The 14,785-nt window shown below is 62.2% G+C and carries 15 protein-coding genes; 14 read left to right on the forward strand and 1 reads right to left on the reverse strand.

The annotated features are described in order from the left end of the window. The first annotated feature begins 62 nt into the window (after positions 1–62). From mazG to ftsL, 8 genes are all read left to right on the forward strand, one after another. On the forward strand, positions 63–1,538 hold the full coding sequence (gene mazG / locus TAMC210_RS13395; RefSeq protein WP_173296848.1) for a nucleoside triphosphate pyrophosphohydrolase: 1,476 nt from the start codon (positions 63–65) through the stop codon (positions 1,536–1,538). Between the two features lie 68 nt (positions 1,539–1,606). Further along, positions 1,607–1,882 carry an HU family DNA-binding protein gene (locus tag TAMC210_RS00405; RefSeq protein WP_173296849.1) on the forward strand — a complete coding sequence of 92 codons (276 nt, stop codon included), beginning with the start codon at positions 1,607–1,609 and terminating at the stop codon, positions 1,880–1,882. 28 nt (positions 1,883–1,910) lie between these two features. Then, the gene (locus TAMC210_RS00410; protein WP_173296850.1) at positions 1,911–2,183 is read left to right on the forward strand and encodes an RNA-binding S4 domain-containing protein; all 273 of its coding nucleotides are present in this window, start codon (positions 1,911–1,913) and stop codon (positions 2,181–2,183) included. Between the two features lie 67 nt (positions 2,184–2,250). Continuing rightward, positions 2,251–3,195: a SpoIID/LytB domain-containing protein gene (locus TAMC210_RS00415; protein ID WP_173296851.1), complete on the forward strand. Its 945-nt coding sequence runs from the start codon at positions 2,251–2,253 to the stop codon at positions 3,193–3,195. Positions 3,196–3,257: 62 nt separating this feature from the next. Beyond that, the gene (gene yabP, locus TAMC210_RS00420) at positions 3,258–3,524 is read left to right on the forward strand and encodes a sporulation protein YabP (RefSeq protein ID WP_173296852.1); all 267 of its coding nucleotides are present in this window, start codon (positions 3,258–3,260) and stop codon (positions 3,522–3,524) included. After that, entirely contained in the window at positions 3,521–3,931 is a 411-nt protein-coding gene (gene yabQ / locus TAMC210_RS00425) for a spore cortex biosynthesis protein YabQ (RefSeq protein ID WP_173296853.1), read from the forward strand. Before yabP ends, yabQ begins: the two co-directional genes overlap by 4 nt. 487 nt (positions 3,932–4,418) lie before the next feature. After that, entirely contained in the window at positions 4,419–4,649 is a 231-nt protein-coding gene (locus TAMC210_RS00430) for an RNA polymerase sigma factor (protein ID WP_173296854.1), read from the forward strand. A 2-nt stretch (positions 4,650–4,651) separates the two neighbouring features. Continuing rightward, positions 4,652–5,089 (forward strand): cell division protein FtsL, encoded by a 438-nt coding sequence (gene ftsL / locus TAMC210_RS00435; protein WP_173296855.1) that lies wholly within the window; start codon positions 4,652–4,654, stop codon positions 5,087–5,089. Between the two features lie 6 nt (positions 5,090–5,095). Here ftsL and TAMC210_RS00440 read toward each other — a convergent pair whose 3' ends face one another. Further along, positions 5,096–6,103 carry a serine hydrolase gene (locus tag TAMC210_RS00440; protein WP_173296856.1) on the reverse strand — a complete coding sequence of 336 codons (1,008 nt, stop codon included), beginning with the start codon at positions 6,101–6,103 and terminating at the stop codon, positions 5,096–5,098. 418 nt (positions 6,104–6,521) lie between these two features. On the opposite strand from TAMC210_RS00440, the gene spoIID reads away from it, so the two are divergent. From spoIID to TAMC210_RS00470, 6 genes are all read left to right on the forward strand, one after another. Then, positions 6,522–7,502, forward strand: a complete 981-nt coding sequence (gene spoIID / locus TAMC210_RS00445) for a stage II sporulation protein D (RefSeq protein ID WP_173296857.1) — start codon at positions 6,522–6,524, stop codon at positions 7,500–7,502. Between the two features lie 21 nt (positions 7,503–7,523). Next, complete coding sequence (locus tag TAMC210_RS00450) at positions 7,524–8,282, forward strand: M23 family metallopeptidase (protein WP_173296858.1); 759 nt, start codon at positions 7,524–7,526, stop codon at positions 8,280–8,282. Positions 8,283–8,347: 65 nt separating this feature from the next. Continuing rightward, entirely contained in the window at positions 8,348–8,620 is a 273-nt protein-coding gene (gene spoIIID, locus TAMC210_RS00455) for a sporulation transcriptional regulator SpoIIID (RefSeq protein ID WP_173296859.1), read from the forward strand. Between the two features lie 70 nt (positions 8,621–8,690). After that, entirely contained in the window at positions 8,691–9,728 is a 1,038-nt protein-coding gene (locus tag TAMC210_RS00460) for a rod shape-determining protein (RefSeq protein WP_173296860.1), read from the forward strand. A 704-nt stretch (positions 9,729–10,432) separates the two neighbouring features. Beyond that, complete coding sequence (locus TAMC210_RS00465; protein WP_173296861.1) at positions 10,433–11,659, forward strand: efflux RND transporter periplasmic adaptor subunit; 1,227 nt, start codon at positions 10,433–10,435, stop codon at positions 11,657–11,659. Continuing rightward, the gene (locus TAMC210_RS00470) at positions 11,656–14,772 is read left to right on the forward strand and encodes an efflux RND transporter permease subunit (protein ID WP_173296862.1); all 3,117 of its coding nucleotides are present in this window, start codon (positions 11,656–11,658) and stop codon (positions 14,770–14,772) included. Before TAMC210_RS00465 ends, TAMC210_RS00470 begins: the two co-directional genes overlap by 4 nt. Positions 14,773–14,785 lie beyond the last annotated feature (13 nt).

Below are 14,785 nucleotides of genomic sequence, written 5' to 3' on the forward strand. Positions count from 1 at the left end.
GTTTTTTTCTCGCCCGGCCGGGTAAGATAAAGGTGACGTGAAAAAGTTAGGAGAAGATGCCCATGGAGCCGCGATGTTATCTTGCCGGGCTGGGCCCCGGCAACCCGGACGACATTCCCCCTACCTTGTGGAAGCTGCTTGAAGGACCCTCCCGAACCCTTTACCTGCGCACCGCCCGCCACCCGGCTGTCCGTGAGCTGGAACGCCGCGGGGTAACCTTCACCGCCTTCGATTCGTTCTATGAAGAAGCCCGTTCCTTTGCAGAGGTGTATGCCCGCATAGCCCGGACGGTCCTCGAGGCGGCCGGGAAGGGAGAGGTTATCTACGCCGTGCCGGGACATCCCCTGGTGGCCGAAACCTCGGTGCAAATGATTCTGGAGGAAGCCGGGCCCAGGGGTGTGAAGACTACCGTCATCCCCGCCCTGAGCTTCCTGGACGCCCTTTTTGCCGCCCTTCACCTGGACCCCGCCCGGGGAGTGGTGGTGCTGGACGCCCTTAACCTGGACCTGGGGCCCTGGGACGGGAGGAGGGGGCTCATCCTGACCCAGGTATACAGCCGCTACGTGGCCGGGCAGGTTAAACTGGCCCTCATGGAATTCCTGCCCGACGAGCATCCGGTGACGGTGGTCCGGGCCGCCGGGGTTCCAGGGGAAGAAAGAATAGAAGGGGTGCCCCTGTACGAACTGGACAGGCTTCCCTGGATCGATCATTTAACTAGCGTCTATGTAGCTCCCTACCCCGATGCCGATAAATATACACTGGAGGGGCTGGCCGACATTATGGCCCGCCTGCGAGGGCCGGACGGCTGTCCCTGGGACAAGCAGCAGAACCACCATTCCCTGAAACGTTACCTGCTGGAGGAAACCTATGAGGTCCTCGAAGCCCTGGAAGAGGGCGATATGCATAAACTTTGCGAGGAATTGGGAGACTTACTGCTACAAATAGTTTTCCATGCCCGGCTGGCCGAGGAAGAGGGCCACTTTAAGCTGGCCGACGTAGTCCGGGGAATCGCCCGGAAAATGATCCGGCGGCACCCCCATGTGTTCGGAACCGGGGAAGCCAGGACCGCCGAACAGGTGCTGGAAAACTGGGCCAAGATCAAGGCCGCCGAGAGGAAAGAGGAAGGCCGGGAAGTTTCCCTCCTGAACGCGCCGAAGGGGCTGCCGGCCTTGCTGAAGGCCTTAAAGATACAGGAACAGGCTGCCCGGTTGGGTTTTGACTGGCCTGAAGTAAAGGAGGTGTGGATCAAGGTCGAAGAAGAGTTGGACGAGCTCAAAAGGGCGGTACAAAAGGGTACCACGGAAAAAATAGGGGAAGAGGTAGGTGATGCCCTGTTCGCCCTCGTTAACCTGGCCCGGCGGCTGCAGGTAGAGCCGGAAGGCGCCCTGAACCGCGCCATCGACAAATTTTGCCATCGTTTTCGCTATATGGAGGAAGCCGCCCGCCGTGAAGGACGCGATCTGGCAACCATGGAACTGGAAGAGATGGACGAGCTGTGGGAAGAAGCAAAAAAGTTGAGAGAGACTAGATGGCAATGAAGGAGAATGTTGGATTTTGACGAATATGCTTTGTAGATCGAAATTCCTTTTACATGGAGGGATGGGACTTGAATAAAGCCGAACTGGTGGCCAGTGTTGCCGAAAAGGCCGACATCACCAAGAAAGATGCCGAAAAGGCCGTCAACGCTCTCTTTGCCAGCATTGAAGAAGCCCTGGCCAAAGGGGATAAGGTCCAGCTGGTGGGCTTCGGCACCTTTGAAGTTAAGGAGCGGGCGGCCCGCGTAGGCCGCAACCCGCGCACCGGCGAAGAGATCGCCATTGCGGCCACCAAAGTGCCCGTGTTCAAAGCCGGTAAAGCCCTGAAGGACGCCGTAGCCAAGTAGATACCGGGCGCAGGAGTTAGAGCCGAAATTGCGGCTGGACAAGTTCTTAAAAGTTTCCCGCCTCATAAAGAGGAGGACTCTGGCGAAGGAAGTCTGCGACGGAGGTGCGGTGGAGGTCAACCGCCGCCCGGCCAAGGCGAGCACCGAGATCAAGCCTGGCGATGTGATAACCCTCAACCTGGGCAACCGCTGGATGACGGTAGAGGTGCTGGCCACCCCGGAGCATGCGCCCGCCGAAAGGGCGCGGGAGCTGTACCGGGTGCTGGCTGAGGGCAAGAAGGCCGGCGAAGACCACCTCTAATTTCCAGGCATAGCCTCTTCCACCGGCGCAAATACTAAGGGGCAAAAGGATAAAGGTGGAAGATGCTATGGAGAGAACGCGCCTGCGGTGGCCGGTAGCCCTGGCGGTGGTCCTGACGGCCTTAATCCTCGGCATCCTGTTCCGGCCCGGCGGGCTGGCGAGGCGTCCCTATACCACTGAGCGGGAGCCCACCATTTCCCTCTACGTCAACGAAACAGGCCAGACCAAAAGCATCAAAATGGAAGACTACATCCAGGGCGTGGTGGCGGCCGAAATGGATCCCAACTGGCCCGTCAACGCCCTCGGGGCGCAGGCCATTCTGGCCCGGACCTTTACCATGAAAAAGATCCAGGAAGGCGGCGTAAAGTCCCGGGGCACGGATGCTTCTACCAGCGTGGAGGAATTCCAGGCCTACGCGCCCCAGAAGATCAATGATAACGTTCGCCGGGCGGTGGAGATGACTCGGGGAATCGTGGTCAAGGCGGGAGGCCAGCTCATCAATGCCTGGTTCCACGCCTCCGCCGGACCGCAGACGGCCGCGTCGGCGGCCGAGGGGCTTGACTACCACCGGGAGTCAGCCCCCTATATTAAGAGCGTAAAGGACCCCGGGTTTGCCATAACCGTACCGGAAAACAAGGCCTGGACGGCGTCCTTTAGCGTAGATGAAATAAGGGCGGCGGTGCGGAAGATAAGCGGCCAGGACCCGGGCCCCATTACCGGCATCCGCGTGGCGGAAAAAGGTCCCTCGGGGCGGGCTACCAGGATCCAGGTAGGCGGCCTCACGGTGAGCGCGCCGGCCCTGCGCCTGGCCCTGGGGAACGACCGGCTGCGCTCAACCTTGTTGACCGGCATCGAGGTACAGGGGGACAGGGTAGTATTCCGGGGCCAGGGCTACGGCCACGGGGTAGGAATGAGCCAGTGGGGGGCCCGGGCCCTGGCCGAACAGGGGAAATCGCCGGAAGAAATCATAAAGTACTTTTTTGAGGGTGTGACTTTAGAAAAAGCCTGGTGAGACCGGGCTTTTTTCATTTTTTCCCTCCCTTCCTCATAGGATTTAAGGAGGAGGGGAAAAGAATGGCCGAGGGCAAGCACCAGCTGACCGTTACCGACCGCCAATCCCTTCACATTACCGGCGTGGTCCAGGTGCTGGGCTACGACGAAGACGAGATAGCCCTGGAAACCACCCGGGGCATCCTTACCCTTAAGGGGAAAAATTTTAACATCACCAGCCTGAGTCTGGAAAGCGGCAGCCTCGAGGCTAGCGGGCAGCTTCAGGCCCTGGACTACCGGGAGGAGAAAGGCAGCCGGGGGCAAGGATTCCTGCGGCGGATCCTCAAGTGAACTCCTTTTACCTCCACTGGCGAACCTTTCTGGCCCTGGCAGGCTGGGGCGTGGTGCTGGGCCTCTTTTTCGACCTCTACCGGGCCGCCCGCTATTACCGGCGCCCGTCCCGCCGGGAGACCCACCTGGGTGACCTCTTCTTTTGTCTCTTTTCCCTCGCCGGCACCTTTGCCCTCCTCATGCTCAGCAACTACGGCGAAGTGCGGGGCTATGTTTTCCTGGCCCTTGTTTTGGGAGCCGCAGTATACGGTTTTTCTGCGGCGCCCGCTTTACGGCCATACCTCTACGCAGGCGTACGGCTGGCCCGGGCCACGGCCCGCGCTGGGGGCCGGGTGCTGCGCCTCCCCCTACTCATTTTCCTCCCCTTCCGCCGCCTCTTAAAGGGGCGTCCCAAAGGTGGTCCCTAAAAAAATTGGGCCGGTCCCCAATAAAAAATCTATGGACGGCCAGGCAGGAATTACCGGGAAGGGGAGCGAATAAAGTTTTGTACAAAAGATGTACACAATATGTGGATAAATCTGTGGATAATAAAGGGGAAGGGTCGGGACCTAACCTCCGGCGTATTCCCGACCGGCCCGGGGCCGGCCCGGCTTCCCCTTGCTTACCGTTTCCCCGAAACCCGGCCAAACCCTCGGCTTTACGTTACGGGGGTCTTCCCGGCAGGCTTGAAGGGCCTGGCCTCGCCTGCCGGTCGCAGGTTTCCATGGCTGCGGGCCGGCCTTCACCTTTGGCCGGGATCAAGTTTGGTTGCCGCGAAGGTTTGTTCCCTCCCTTCCCGGCCCGAACAGGCCTCCCCTGGTAAATAGGGGGAGGTGAGGCAGCGGGCCGGGCAGACCCGCCTTTAAATACGAGGATAGATGAGGATAAATTTTACTTCGAGGAAGGCATATCCCGGTGCAGATCGAGATCCGCGGCGTGGAGAAGCTCAGTTTCCGGGAGAGGCAGGTCGTAGCCTTAAAAGAGATGGGATTAAGCAACGAAGAAGTAGCCCGGCGGCTGGGCTTAAGCGCCAGCAGCGTGGCTACCCTGTACCACCGCGCCCGGACCAAGGGCTACCAGGTGGTCATCGTCCTGCCGGGAGAAATTTTAGGCCCCGCAGCCCAGGAGCCTGAAGGAGAGGATTGACCTTGCAGGTCGTTCCCATCCGTAGAACTTCCCGCGCCCTGCGCCGCCGACTGCAGGTCCCGGCCGTCGCCGACCTGGGGGTCGGAGGGAAAAGCAATGCCACCCGGCGGCGTCGCTCCCGGCGATCCCGCCTGCCCCTTCTCCTGCTCCTCCTGGGACTCCTCTACCTAGCCGGGGCCTTCATCCATTTGGAATGGAAGATCTACCAGGTGAACAAGGAGCTGGAGGCCTACCGGCAGCAGAAGGAGGCCCTCCTGGAGGAGCAAGCCCGCCTGCAGGAAGAGATCCGCCGGCTTAATACCGATGAGTATATCGAGCGGGTGGCCAGGGAAGAACTGGGACTGATTAAAGAGGGAGAGAAGGTCCTCCTGCCGGCCCAGCCGGGGGAGGATGTACCCTCCTACGTACCTCCTCCCCCGGGGCACCAGTTTAGGGACTAGCCCGCCCTATTGCTGCCTGGCCAGGCCTTCCTGATAGTCATACATCATCTTGGCGACGGTAGCTATATTGGCAAAGCCCCGGTCGGGATCGTCAACCCCCTGGGACAAGACGGTGACGATGAAGGGGCGGGAGCCGAAAACTACCCCCACGTCCCCGGGGCTACCCCAGATAAAGCCCTCCTTGTGGGCCACGGTAATCCCAGCGGGGATCTGCGCCGGTATACCCTCGTTGTAAATGCCGTTGGCCATATCATCCAGCAAGCGCCGGCCATCGGGGCTGGCCTGGGAGAAGTCCAGGGCGGCCTGGACGTAGGTGGCCATGTCCCGGGCGGTGGACAAATTCTGCCCGTTGGGGAACACCGTCTGCCCGCCCAGCTGGCGCATGAACTGGGCCAGGGTTTCCTTACCCACAAAGTGGCGGAGCATGTTGTAGGCGATGTTGTCGCTCACGGTGATGGACAAGGTGGTCAAAGTTCTCAGGGTGTACCTGTCCCCGTCCTTGACACCGAATTGGAGGATGCCGCTGCCCCCCTGATAGTGAAGGTCGCTCTGATAGGTGAGCTTGTCCTGCCAGTCCAGCCTACCCTGATCTACCAGGTAGTTGATAAAAAGGACCGCCGGGAGCTTCACGGTGCTGGCCGCCGGCAGGGGCAGGTCGGCGTTGATGCCGAAGGACTGGCCGGAAATCAAATCCTTGAAATAGACCCCGTAGGTTCCCGGCTGGCCCGCCAGGTAATTCTCAATCTGCTCCTTAAGGGGTCCGTAATCGGGGGCCGTGGAAGGGGCTCCATCCGGGACGGCCAGGGTCTGGCCGGGGTAAATGAGGTCCCCGGTGAGATTATTGGCGGCCATGATTTCGGACACGGTGGTGCCAAAGCGCCGGGCGATGTGCCACAGGGAATCCCCCGGCACTACGTGGTAGTAAGTGACGGCCCACGCCGCCACCGGTAGGACCAGCAAAAAGAAGAGGAGAAAGGACGTAAGAAAGAGGCGGAATTTACCCTTCTTGCGCATAAACGCACCCCCTGGACAAGTTGTAAAACACAAGTTACAAAACCCCCGGCCGGCACCGCTGCGGCCCGGCGATGGGGGCCCCAGCTAAATCACCCTCATCAAAACCAGACAATACGTCAGCCGCTAAACTTATTTAAACACGAAATCCGCAGAAGAATTTTTAGAAAAAAGCATATTTCCGCCGGTAATTTGTGGCCCACTAGGCAGATTTTTGCGAGTTTACCGCCTTTAGCAGCCGGGGTTCTCCTGCCGCCCCGGCCTGCGTATATATGGACTAGGACAAACCCTGCCCTTCAACCGGCAGGACCGGAGGGAAGGGGCGAAAGGGCGGAGGCCCCAAAAGCTCCGGAGACAGGGAAGGAGCCCGGAGAAAGGTGGAGAACAACGGGTGAGGGGGTTTTAAAGGGGTGAAGGTCCCTTGCGCAGGTATTTAGGCCTTTTGCTCATGGCCCTTTTGGTGGCGGTCATCCTTCTACCCGCTTTGATTATCAAAGGGGCGAGTATTTGGCGCTCCCCGGTGGAAGTAAAAACCGAGGAGCGGATGGTTCGCCTTTACGACCACGTCCGGGGGGAGATACGCGCCCTTCCCCTGGAGGAATATGTGGCCGGCGTAGTGGCCGGGGAAATGCCGGCGGACTTCGAACCGGAGGCCCTCAAAGCCCAGGCCGTAGCCGCCCGGACCTATACCTTAAAGAAGATGGAGGAGGCGCGGGAAAAACCCAATGAAAAACACCCCAATGCCGATCTCTGCAGCGATCCCACCCACTGCCAGGCCTGGGTGCCCGAGGAGGCCCTGCGGCAGAGGTACGGGTGGTGGCGCGCTTCGAAATATCAAAAGAAAATCAGGCAGGCTGTGGAGGCAACCCGGGACCTGGTCCTTACTTACCAGGGCCAGCTCATAGTTCCCGTTTACCACTCCAACAGCGGGGGCCGCACCGAGAGCGCTGAGGCCGTCTGGGGCTACGACATTCCCTACCTCCAGAGCGTGCCTTCCCCGTGGGACCGGGAGGCTCCCCGCTTCCGCAACACCGTCACCTGGAGCCTGGCGGAAATAGACCAAAAGTTGGGAGTTAACCTGTCGGCCGTCCCCACCGCGGCCCTTACCCCGCCCAAGGGACAGGCCATAAAGGTGGAGGAGTACACCCCCACGGGACGCATTAAAACTATAAGGATAGGCAATAAAACCTTCAAGGCCACCGACCTGCGGCGGCTCCTGAATCTCACCTCCACCGACTTCACCTGGCAGGTGGATGGGGATCGCCTCACCTTCATCAGCGTGGGCAACGGCCACGGCGTGGGTATGAGCCAGTACGGGGCCAACGGCATGGCCAAGGAAGGGCGGAACTTTATGGACATCCTGTACCATTACTACCCGGGAGTGAAGCTGGAAAAAAGATAACATGGTATAAAATGCCGGGGAATGGGGCAGAATCTGGCCGAGGTGATACATGTGGCGCAGAAGCTCTGGGAAATACTGCGGAGGAGCACCGCCCACCTCGGCCGGGTGGGGCGCATCTTGAAGCGCAGAGGACTTTATCTCCTTTTCCTCACCGCCCTCCTGGCGGGCGCCTATTATCTGGTCACCAACGACGCCGTTTTCCGGGGAGGGCAGAAGCCCCCCTCCCTCCCCGTGGAAGGGCCGGCGGGGCCGGTGGCCAAACCCCTTCCCCGGGAGCCCCTGAGCGGCGCGGAGAGCGTGCCGGAGGAGCTCCAAGGGAAGAGTGGTGCTCACCCTGCCGCGGCAACGGAAGAAGATGAGAGCGCTCCCGCGGCCCGGCAGGAGGAGTTCACCCTCGTGCGGCCGGTGGAGGGGAAGACCCTGACGGCCTTCGGCTTTGCCTGGGCTCCGGCCCTCGGGGACTACCGCTTCCACCGGGGCCTGGACCTGGAAGGGAAAGCCGGGCAGGAAGTGCGGGCCGCCGCGGGCGGTACGGTTTCCCTGGTGGAATACAGCGAAGACTGGCGTTACCGCGTGGTGGTGGATGCGAGCAACGGCTACCAGGTGGCCTATGCCAACCTGGATTCTATCAAAGTAGCCAAAGGGGCCCGGATTGAGGCCGGCGACGTCCTGGGCACCCTGGGCCATCCCGGGCGGCAGGAGGCGAGCACACCGGTGCACCTCCACCTGGAAGTGCTAAAAGATGGCAGGGCTGTAGACCCGGCGCCTTACCTGCAATAACCTGGTCTTTTTTGGGCCGCCTCCCAATAAAATTATAGCGGAGTTGGGATAAGGGAGGCTGTCCCATGCAGGACCACATCCGCGAGCGGGTGCTGAAAATAGCCGCCTACCTCGTGCAGCACAATTGTACTGTACGGCAGGCGGCTAATGTTTTTGCGGTGAGCAAGAGCACCGTACATAAAGACGTAACCGAGCGCCTGCCGCGGCTGAACAAACAACTGGCCGGGGAAGTCCGCCGGGTGCTGGACCAGAACAAGGCCGAGCGGCACCTCCGGGGGGGAGAGGCCACGCGAAAAAAGTACAAAGAAAAGAGGATTTCTCCTGTGCTTGCAGAATAATACACTTGAGGACTTACGACCATAATTTGCCTTCGGAGGGAAAAAAGCGGAGGGGGAGTAGATACTAGCCATGCTCGGCCTGAGCCAGGACTTGGGAATCGACCTGGGTACGGCCACCGTCCAGGTGTACGTGAAGGGACGGGGCATAGTTTTGAGCGAACCCTCCGTGGTGGCCTTGGAGCGGGAGAGCGGCCGCATTATCGCCGTGGGAGAAGAGGCGCGGCGCATGCTGGGGCGCACCCCGGGCAACATCATTGCCCTGCGGCCGTTAAAGGACGGGGTCATCGCGGATTACGACTATACGGAGCGCATGCTCCGCTATTTTATTGCCAAGGCCTGCGGCGGCCAGAAGAGCTGGATCAAGCCGCGGGTCATGGTCTGCATTCCCTCGGGCGTCACCGGGGTGGAGGAGAGGGCGGTGCGCCAGGCTGCCATGCAGTCCGGGGCCAAGGAGGCCCACCTCATAGAGGAGCCCGTGGCGGCGGCCCTGGGAGCCGGGCTGGAAATTGCGGAGCCCAGCGGCTCCATGGTGGTGGACATCGGCGGGGGCACCACGGACGTAGCGGTACTATCCCTGGGGGGAATTGTTTGCAGCCAGTCCCTCAGGGTGGCCGGGGATAAGTTCGATGAAGCCATCGTACGCTACCTCCGGCGGGAAAAGAACCTCATGATAGGCGAAAGGAGCGCCGAAGAGCTTAAAATACATATAGGCACGGCCTACCTCCCCGCCAAGACCGAGGGCCGGGAAATGGACATCCGCGGCCGCGACCTCGTCACCGGCCTGCCCAGGACGGTCACCGTCACCTGCGAAGAAGTTTTCGAGGCCATCCAGGAGCCCTTGTGGCAGGTGGTGGGCGCCGTAAAGGAAGTTCTGGAGCGCACGCCGCCCGAGCTGGCCGCCGACCTGCTGGACAAGGGCATCGTCCTGACCGGAGGGGGCAGCCTCCTCCACGGTTTGGACAGGCTCCTGAGCGAAGAGACGGGGTTGCCCGTCTATGTGGCCGAGGACCCCGTTTTCTGCGTGGCCCGGGGCACGGGCAAGGCCCTCACTATGCTGGACGCCCTCAAGGGCAACGCTTCTCGCCATGCCTTCCCTTCGACCCGGTAGGCCTCGCCCCTCCAGCCCGTCGGCCGGGGGTAGAGCTTGTCGGGGGGATTTTTTCGGGAAGGCCCGGCGGGCCGGGCTTTCGCGGCCCGCGTCGCACATCCCGCCGTTCCCGGCCGGGACGCTTGTGGGTGGTCCGGGCCGTCGTGTTTCCCGGCTCCGGGTCGGCCTCCCCCTTCCGCTGCGCGAAGTTTTGGCCGCCCTCACGTCCGGCGGTTCCCCTGGCGGCCGGGGCAGGCCTGGCCCCGGGCAGGGGACACATCGCGGGCGCCTGCACTGAGGTATCCCGGCGCGGGATACTCGGGGCGACTGCCCTGAGTTATCCCCACTTTTTGGGGTAGAGGCCTGCCTTGGCTGGAAAGCGGGCGAACAAGCCTTCGCGGCTGCCAAACTTCACGAAGTCGAAAGCGGAGGCGGATCCGAGGCCATGGACGGCCGAGGCCGGGAATTGAGACAGGATGTCGAATTTGCTGGGAAGTCCGCCTTAAGCTTTTAGGCTGAGTGCTAGTTTGGCCCGCGAGGGAGGCCTTTGCGAGCGAAAGCCAAGCAGACCTAGGCTCAAAAGTGGGGATGCGCCAGGCGGCTGCCTCATTGACAGGCCTTATCCCGTGGAGGATAATATTTTTGTGCCCCTACCGACCGACCGGTCGGTCGGTCGGTAGGGGCCTTCAGCCGAGAGACGGGGGAAGCACGAGGGGGAAAGGGAAATGACATGGGGACGCAACACCCTCCGGCACATCGCCTACATAAATCTCCTGGTGTTCCTGGCGGCCTTTCTTCTCGCGGGTTGCGGCCGGGGGTCCGTGCCCGAAGCCCAGGAGGCCAGGGTGGCCGTGGCTTTGGGGCGGGCCGAGCGAGGGGAGGTCGTCAAAGAAGCCAGCACCACCGGAACCATCCAGGGAGCGGAAGAGATAAACGTGGTGGCCCTGGCGACGGGCCGCATAGCGGACGTCTACGTCCAGGTGGGGGACAGGGTCCGCAAGGGCGACCTCATCGCCGAGCTGGAGAACGACGACATAAGGGCCAGGTTGGACCAGGCCCGGGCCGGTCTGGAGCAGGTTCGGGCGGCCCGGGAGCAGCTCCAAGCGGCCCGGGAGCAGGCCCAGGCCGGTCTGCGGCAGGCGGAGGCCAACGCGGCCACCGCCGAGGCTAATCTGGAGAGGATGAAGTCCCTCTTCGAGGCCGGGGCCGTATCCCAGCAGCAGCTGGAGCAGGCCCAGACGGCCTGGGAGGTCAGCCAGGCCCAGGTAGAAGCCGCCCGGGCCAGCCTCAAATCCGTCGAAGCCCAGCTGGCGGGGACTGAGGCCCAGGCGGCCAGCGCCGAGGCCGGGGTTCGCCAGGCGGAAGTGGCCCTGGAGAACACTTACGTAAGGGCTCCCCGGGACGGCGTAATATCCGCCCGCCTCCTGGAGCCGGGGGAAATAGCCCAGGGCCCCATTGTGGTCCTGGTGGCCGACGAGCGGCTGGAAGTCGCCTTCCAGGTGACCGAGCAGGACATCGTATATCTGAAGCAGGGGCAAGAGATCAGAGTTGAGGTCCCGGCCGCCGGGGCGGAGGTCAAGGGGACCATAACCAGCGTAAGCCCCGCCGCCGACCAGCGTACGAGGACTTATGCGGTTAAGGCCGCCCTGCAGACCGAAAAGGAGGGGATTAAGCCCGGCATGACGGCCACCGTGTATTATCCCACCCTCCGGGCCGAAAACGTTGTGGTGGTGCCCAAGAATGCCGTCATCAACCGGGACGGCCAGGACATAGTTTACACCGTGGAAGACGGGCGGGCGGTGGGGCGCCCCGTTAAAACAGGGGTGGCCGACGGCAGCCGGGTGGAGATAAAAGAGGGTCTTTCCGAGGGCGAGGCCATTGTAGTCAAGGGTCAGGATTTCTTAAGTGAAGGGCAACCGGTAGAAGTGGTAGACGAGGGGGCCCAGGGATGAACTGGATCCGCTTTGCCGTTAAACGCCCCGTAGCCGTAGCCATGGCCGTTCTGGTGGCCTTGCTCTTGGGCGTGGTCGCCTTGACTCGCCTGCCCATTGATCTTTTGCCCGAAATGAACCTGCCCTACGCCGCGGTGATAACGAGCTATGCTGGCGCCGGCCCCGAGGAAGTAGAAAAGACCATCTCTAAACCCCTCGAGGACGTCCTGGGCACGGTGCAGGGCGTAAAGAATATCCGGTCCATGAGCATGCTGGGGACCTCCATCCTGGTGCTGGAGTTCGAGTGGGGGACCAACATGGACATGGCCACCCTGGACATGAGGGAAAAGATCGACCTGATCCAGGGCTTGCTGCCCGACGGGGCGGATAAGCCCACGGTCTTTAAAATGGATCCCAATATGATGCCGGTCATGACCCTGGCCGTCCGGGGCGAAACCGATGAACAAAGCCTCAAGGATCTGGCCGAAAACGTAATCAAGAGGCGCCTGGAACGGCTGGAGGGAGTGGCGGCCGTGGACATAACCGGGGGGCTGACCCGGGAGATCCAGGTCCTGGTTTTCCCCGAACGCCTCCAGGCCTTCGGGCTGTCCCTCACCCAGATCCTTCAGGCCCTCCAGATGGAAAATACCACCTTTGCGGCCGGCAAAGTGGAAGATGCGGGCAAGGAAGTGCTGGTCCGGGTAACGGGAGAATTTGAGGACCTGGACCAGATCCGCCAGGTAACCCTCACCACCCCCACCGGTGCCACGGTGCGCCTCGGGGATGTGGCCGAAGTACGGGACGGTCAGGCCGAGCGCAGCGGCGTGGCCCTGCTGGACGGCCGGCCCTCGGTGGGCATTTCCATCCAAAAACAGACCTCCGGCAACACCGTGGCCATTTCCCGGGCGGTTAAAAAGGCCCTCCAGGAGATGTCCTCCGAGCTGCCCCGGGGCGTGGTCGTGGAGCCGGTAATAGATACCGCCAAATACATCGAGTCCGCCATCAACGCCATTTACCGGGATATGTTCGTGGGAAGCCTCCTGGCCATGGCGTTGATCCTGCTTTTCCTGCGCAATATCCGGTCCACCCTAGTGATAGGCTTGACCATACCCGTGTCGGTAATCACCACCTTCGTGCTCCTTTACTTCGACCGCTTAACCCTCAACATCATCACCCTGGGCGGCCTGTCCCTGGGCATCGGCCGGATAGTAGACGACGCCATAGTAGTCTTTGACAACATCTACCGCCACCGCCAGCTGGGCGAGGACCCCGAAACCGCGGCCATAAACGGCAGCCTCGAGGTCGCCAACGCCGTAGTGGCCGCCACCCTGACCACGGTGGCCGTTTTCCTGCCGGTGGCCTTCATCGAGGGGCTGGCGTCCCAGCTCTTCACCCCCATGGCCCTAGTGGTGGCCTTTTCCCTCCTGGCCTCCCTGGTGGTGGCCCTGACGGTGACTCCCATGCTGGCCGCCCGCATTTTGGCCGGCCCCCTGCCCCGGGAAGAGGAGACGGCCCGGGACTGGCGCCACGCCATCCTTTCCGGCGCCTGGCTGGTGCGCCTGAGCAACTTCTACCGCCGCGTCCTGGTCTGGAGCCTGGGCCACCGCAAGGCCGTCCTCCTGTTGACGGCCGCCATCTTCCTGGCCGGCGTGGCCCTCATCCCCGCGGTGGGGGTTGAGTTCCTTCCCCCGGCGGATGAAGGCTCCATCAGCATAACCGTAGAACTTCCCAAAGGGACCCTCTTATCGGAAACCCAGAAAGTGGCGGACCGGGTGGTGGCCCTGGTCAGGGAAGAGCCGGAAGTAAAGAGCATCTACCAGGTGGTGGGCGGTTCCGGGGGCCAGGTGCAATTGCTTGCCGGCGAGACGCCGGAGATGGCCAGCATAAACGTGACCCTGGTGGACCTCGAAGAGCGCCGCCGGAGTTCCGAAGAGGTGGCCGCCGCCATCCGGGAGAAGGTCCAGAAAATTCCCGGCGCCAAGATTACGGTGACCGCCGTCTCCGCCCTAATGAGCGCCGGCGGTATGAGCCAGGCGCCCGTGCAGGTGGACATCCACGGCGAGGACCTCGACACCTTGAAAGCCCTGTCGGAGGAGGTCCGCCGGGCGGTGGCCGCAGTGCCCGGTACTACCGCCGTGGAAAGCTCCTTCACCCGCGGGCGTCCACAAGTGGAAGTAGTGGTGGATCGCGAGAAGGCCGCCTTGTTTAACCTGAACGCCGCCCAAGTCGGCAACACCGTGGCCACGGCCGTGGGCGGCAAGGTGGCCACCCGTTACCGGGTGGGCGGAGACGAGTACGACGTCCGGGTCCAGCTCCCGGCCGCGTCCCGGCAGGACCTGGCGGATCTCGAGAACCTCTTAATCCCCACCCCCTCGGGGGCCCAGGTGCCCTTAAAAGAGGTGGCCGAGTTCCGCATGAGCACCACTCCCACCACCATAAACCGGTACAACCAGGACCGGGTGGCCAGCGTAACGGCCAATATAACCGGCCGTCCCCTGGGGGACGTCATGAGGGACGTGGCGGCCCGGATGGAGCAGATCAACCTGCCGCCGGGCTACGAGATAGAGTATACGGGCCAGAACCAGATGCTCCTGGAAACCTTCGGCCAGCTGGGCGTGGCCCTGCTCATGGCCGTGATCCTGGTGTACATGATCATGGCCGCCCAGTTCGAGTCCCTCTTTGACCCCTTTATAATTATGTTCTCCATCCCCGTCTCCCTGACGGGGGTGGTCCTGGCCCTGTTGCTTACCGGCCGCACCTTCAGCGTCACCGCTTTCCTCGGCGTGATCATGTTGGCCGGCATAGTCCTGTCCAACGCCATAGTGCTGGTGGACTACATCAAACTCCTGCGCAGGCAGGGAATGCCCAGGGAGGAAGCCGTTCTCACCGCCGGGGCCACGCGCCTGCGGCCCATTCTTCTCACCGCCTTCACCACCATCCTGGCCATGCTGCCCCTGGCCATAGGGCGGGGCGAGGGTTCCGAAATGGAGGCTCCCCTGGCCACGGCCGTAAGCGGAGGGCTGCTGGCTTCGACGGTACTGACCCTGGTGCTGGTGCCCGTGCTCTACACCGTTCTCGAAGACCTGATACAGAAGCTGCCCCGGCTGCGCCGCCGGGCCGGGCTCGGGGCCTGAGGTCCCGGCCCCT

The sequence above is a fragment of the Thermanaeromonas sp. C210 genome (assembly GCF_013167955.1).
In the GTDB taxonomy this organism is placed as follows: Bacteria; Bacillota; DSM-521; order Neomoorellales; family Neomoorellaceae; genus UBA12545.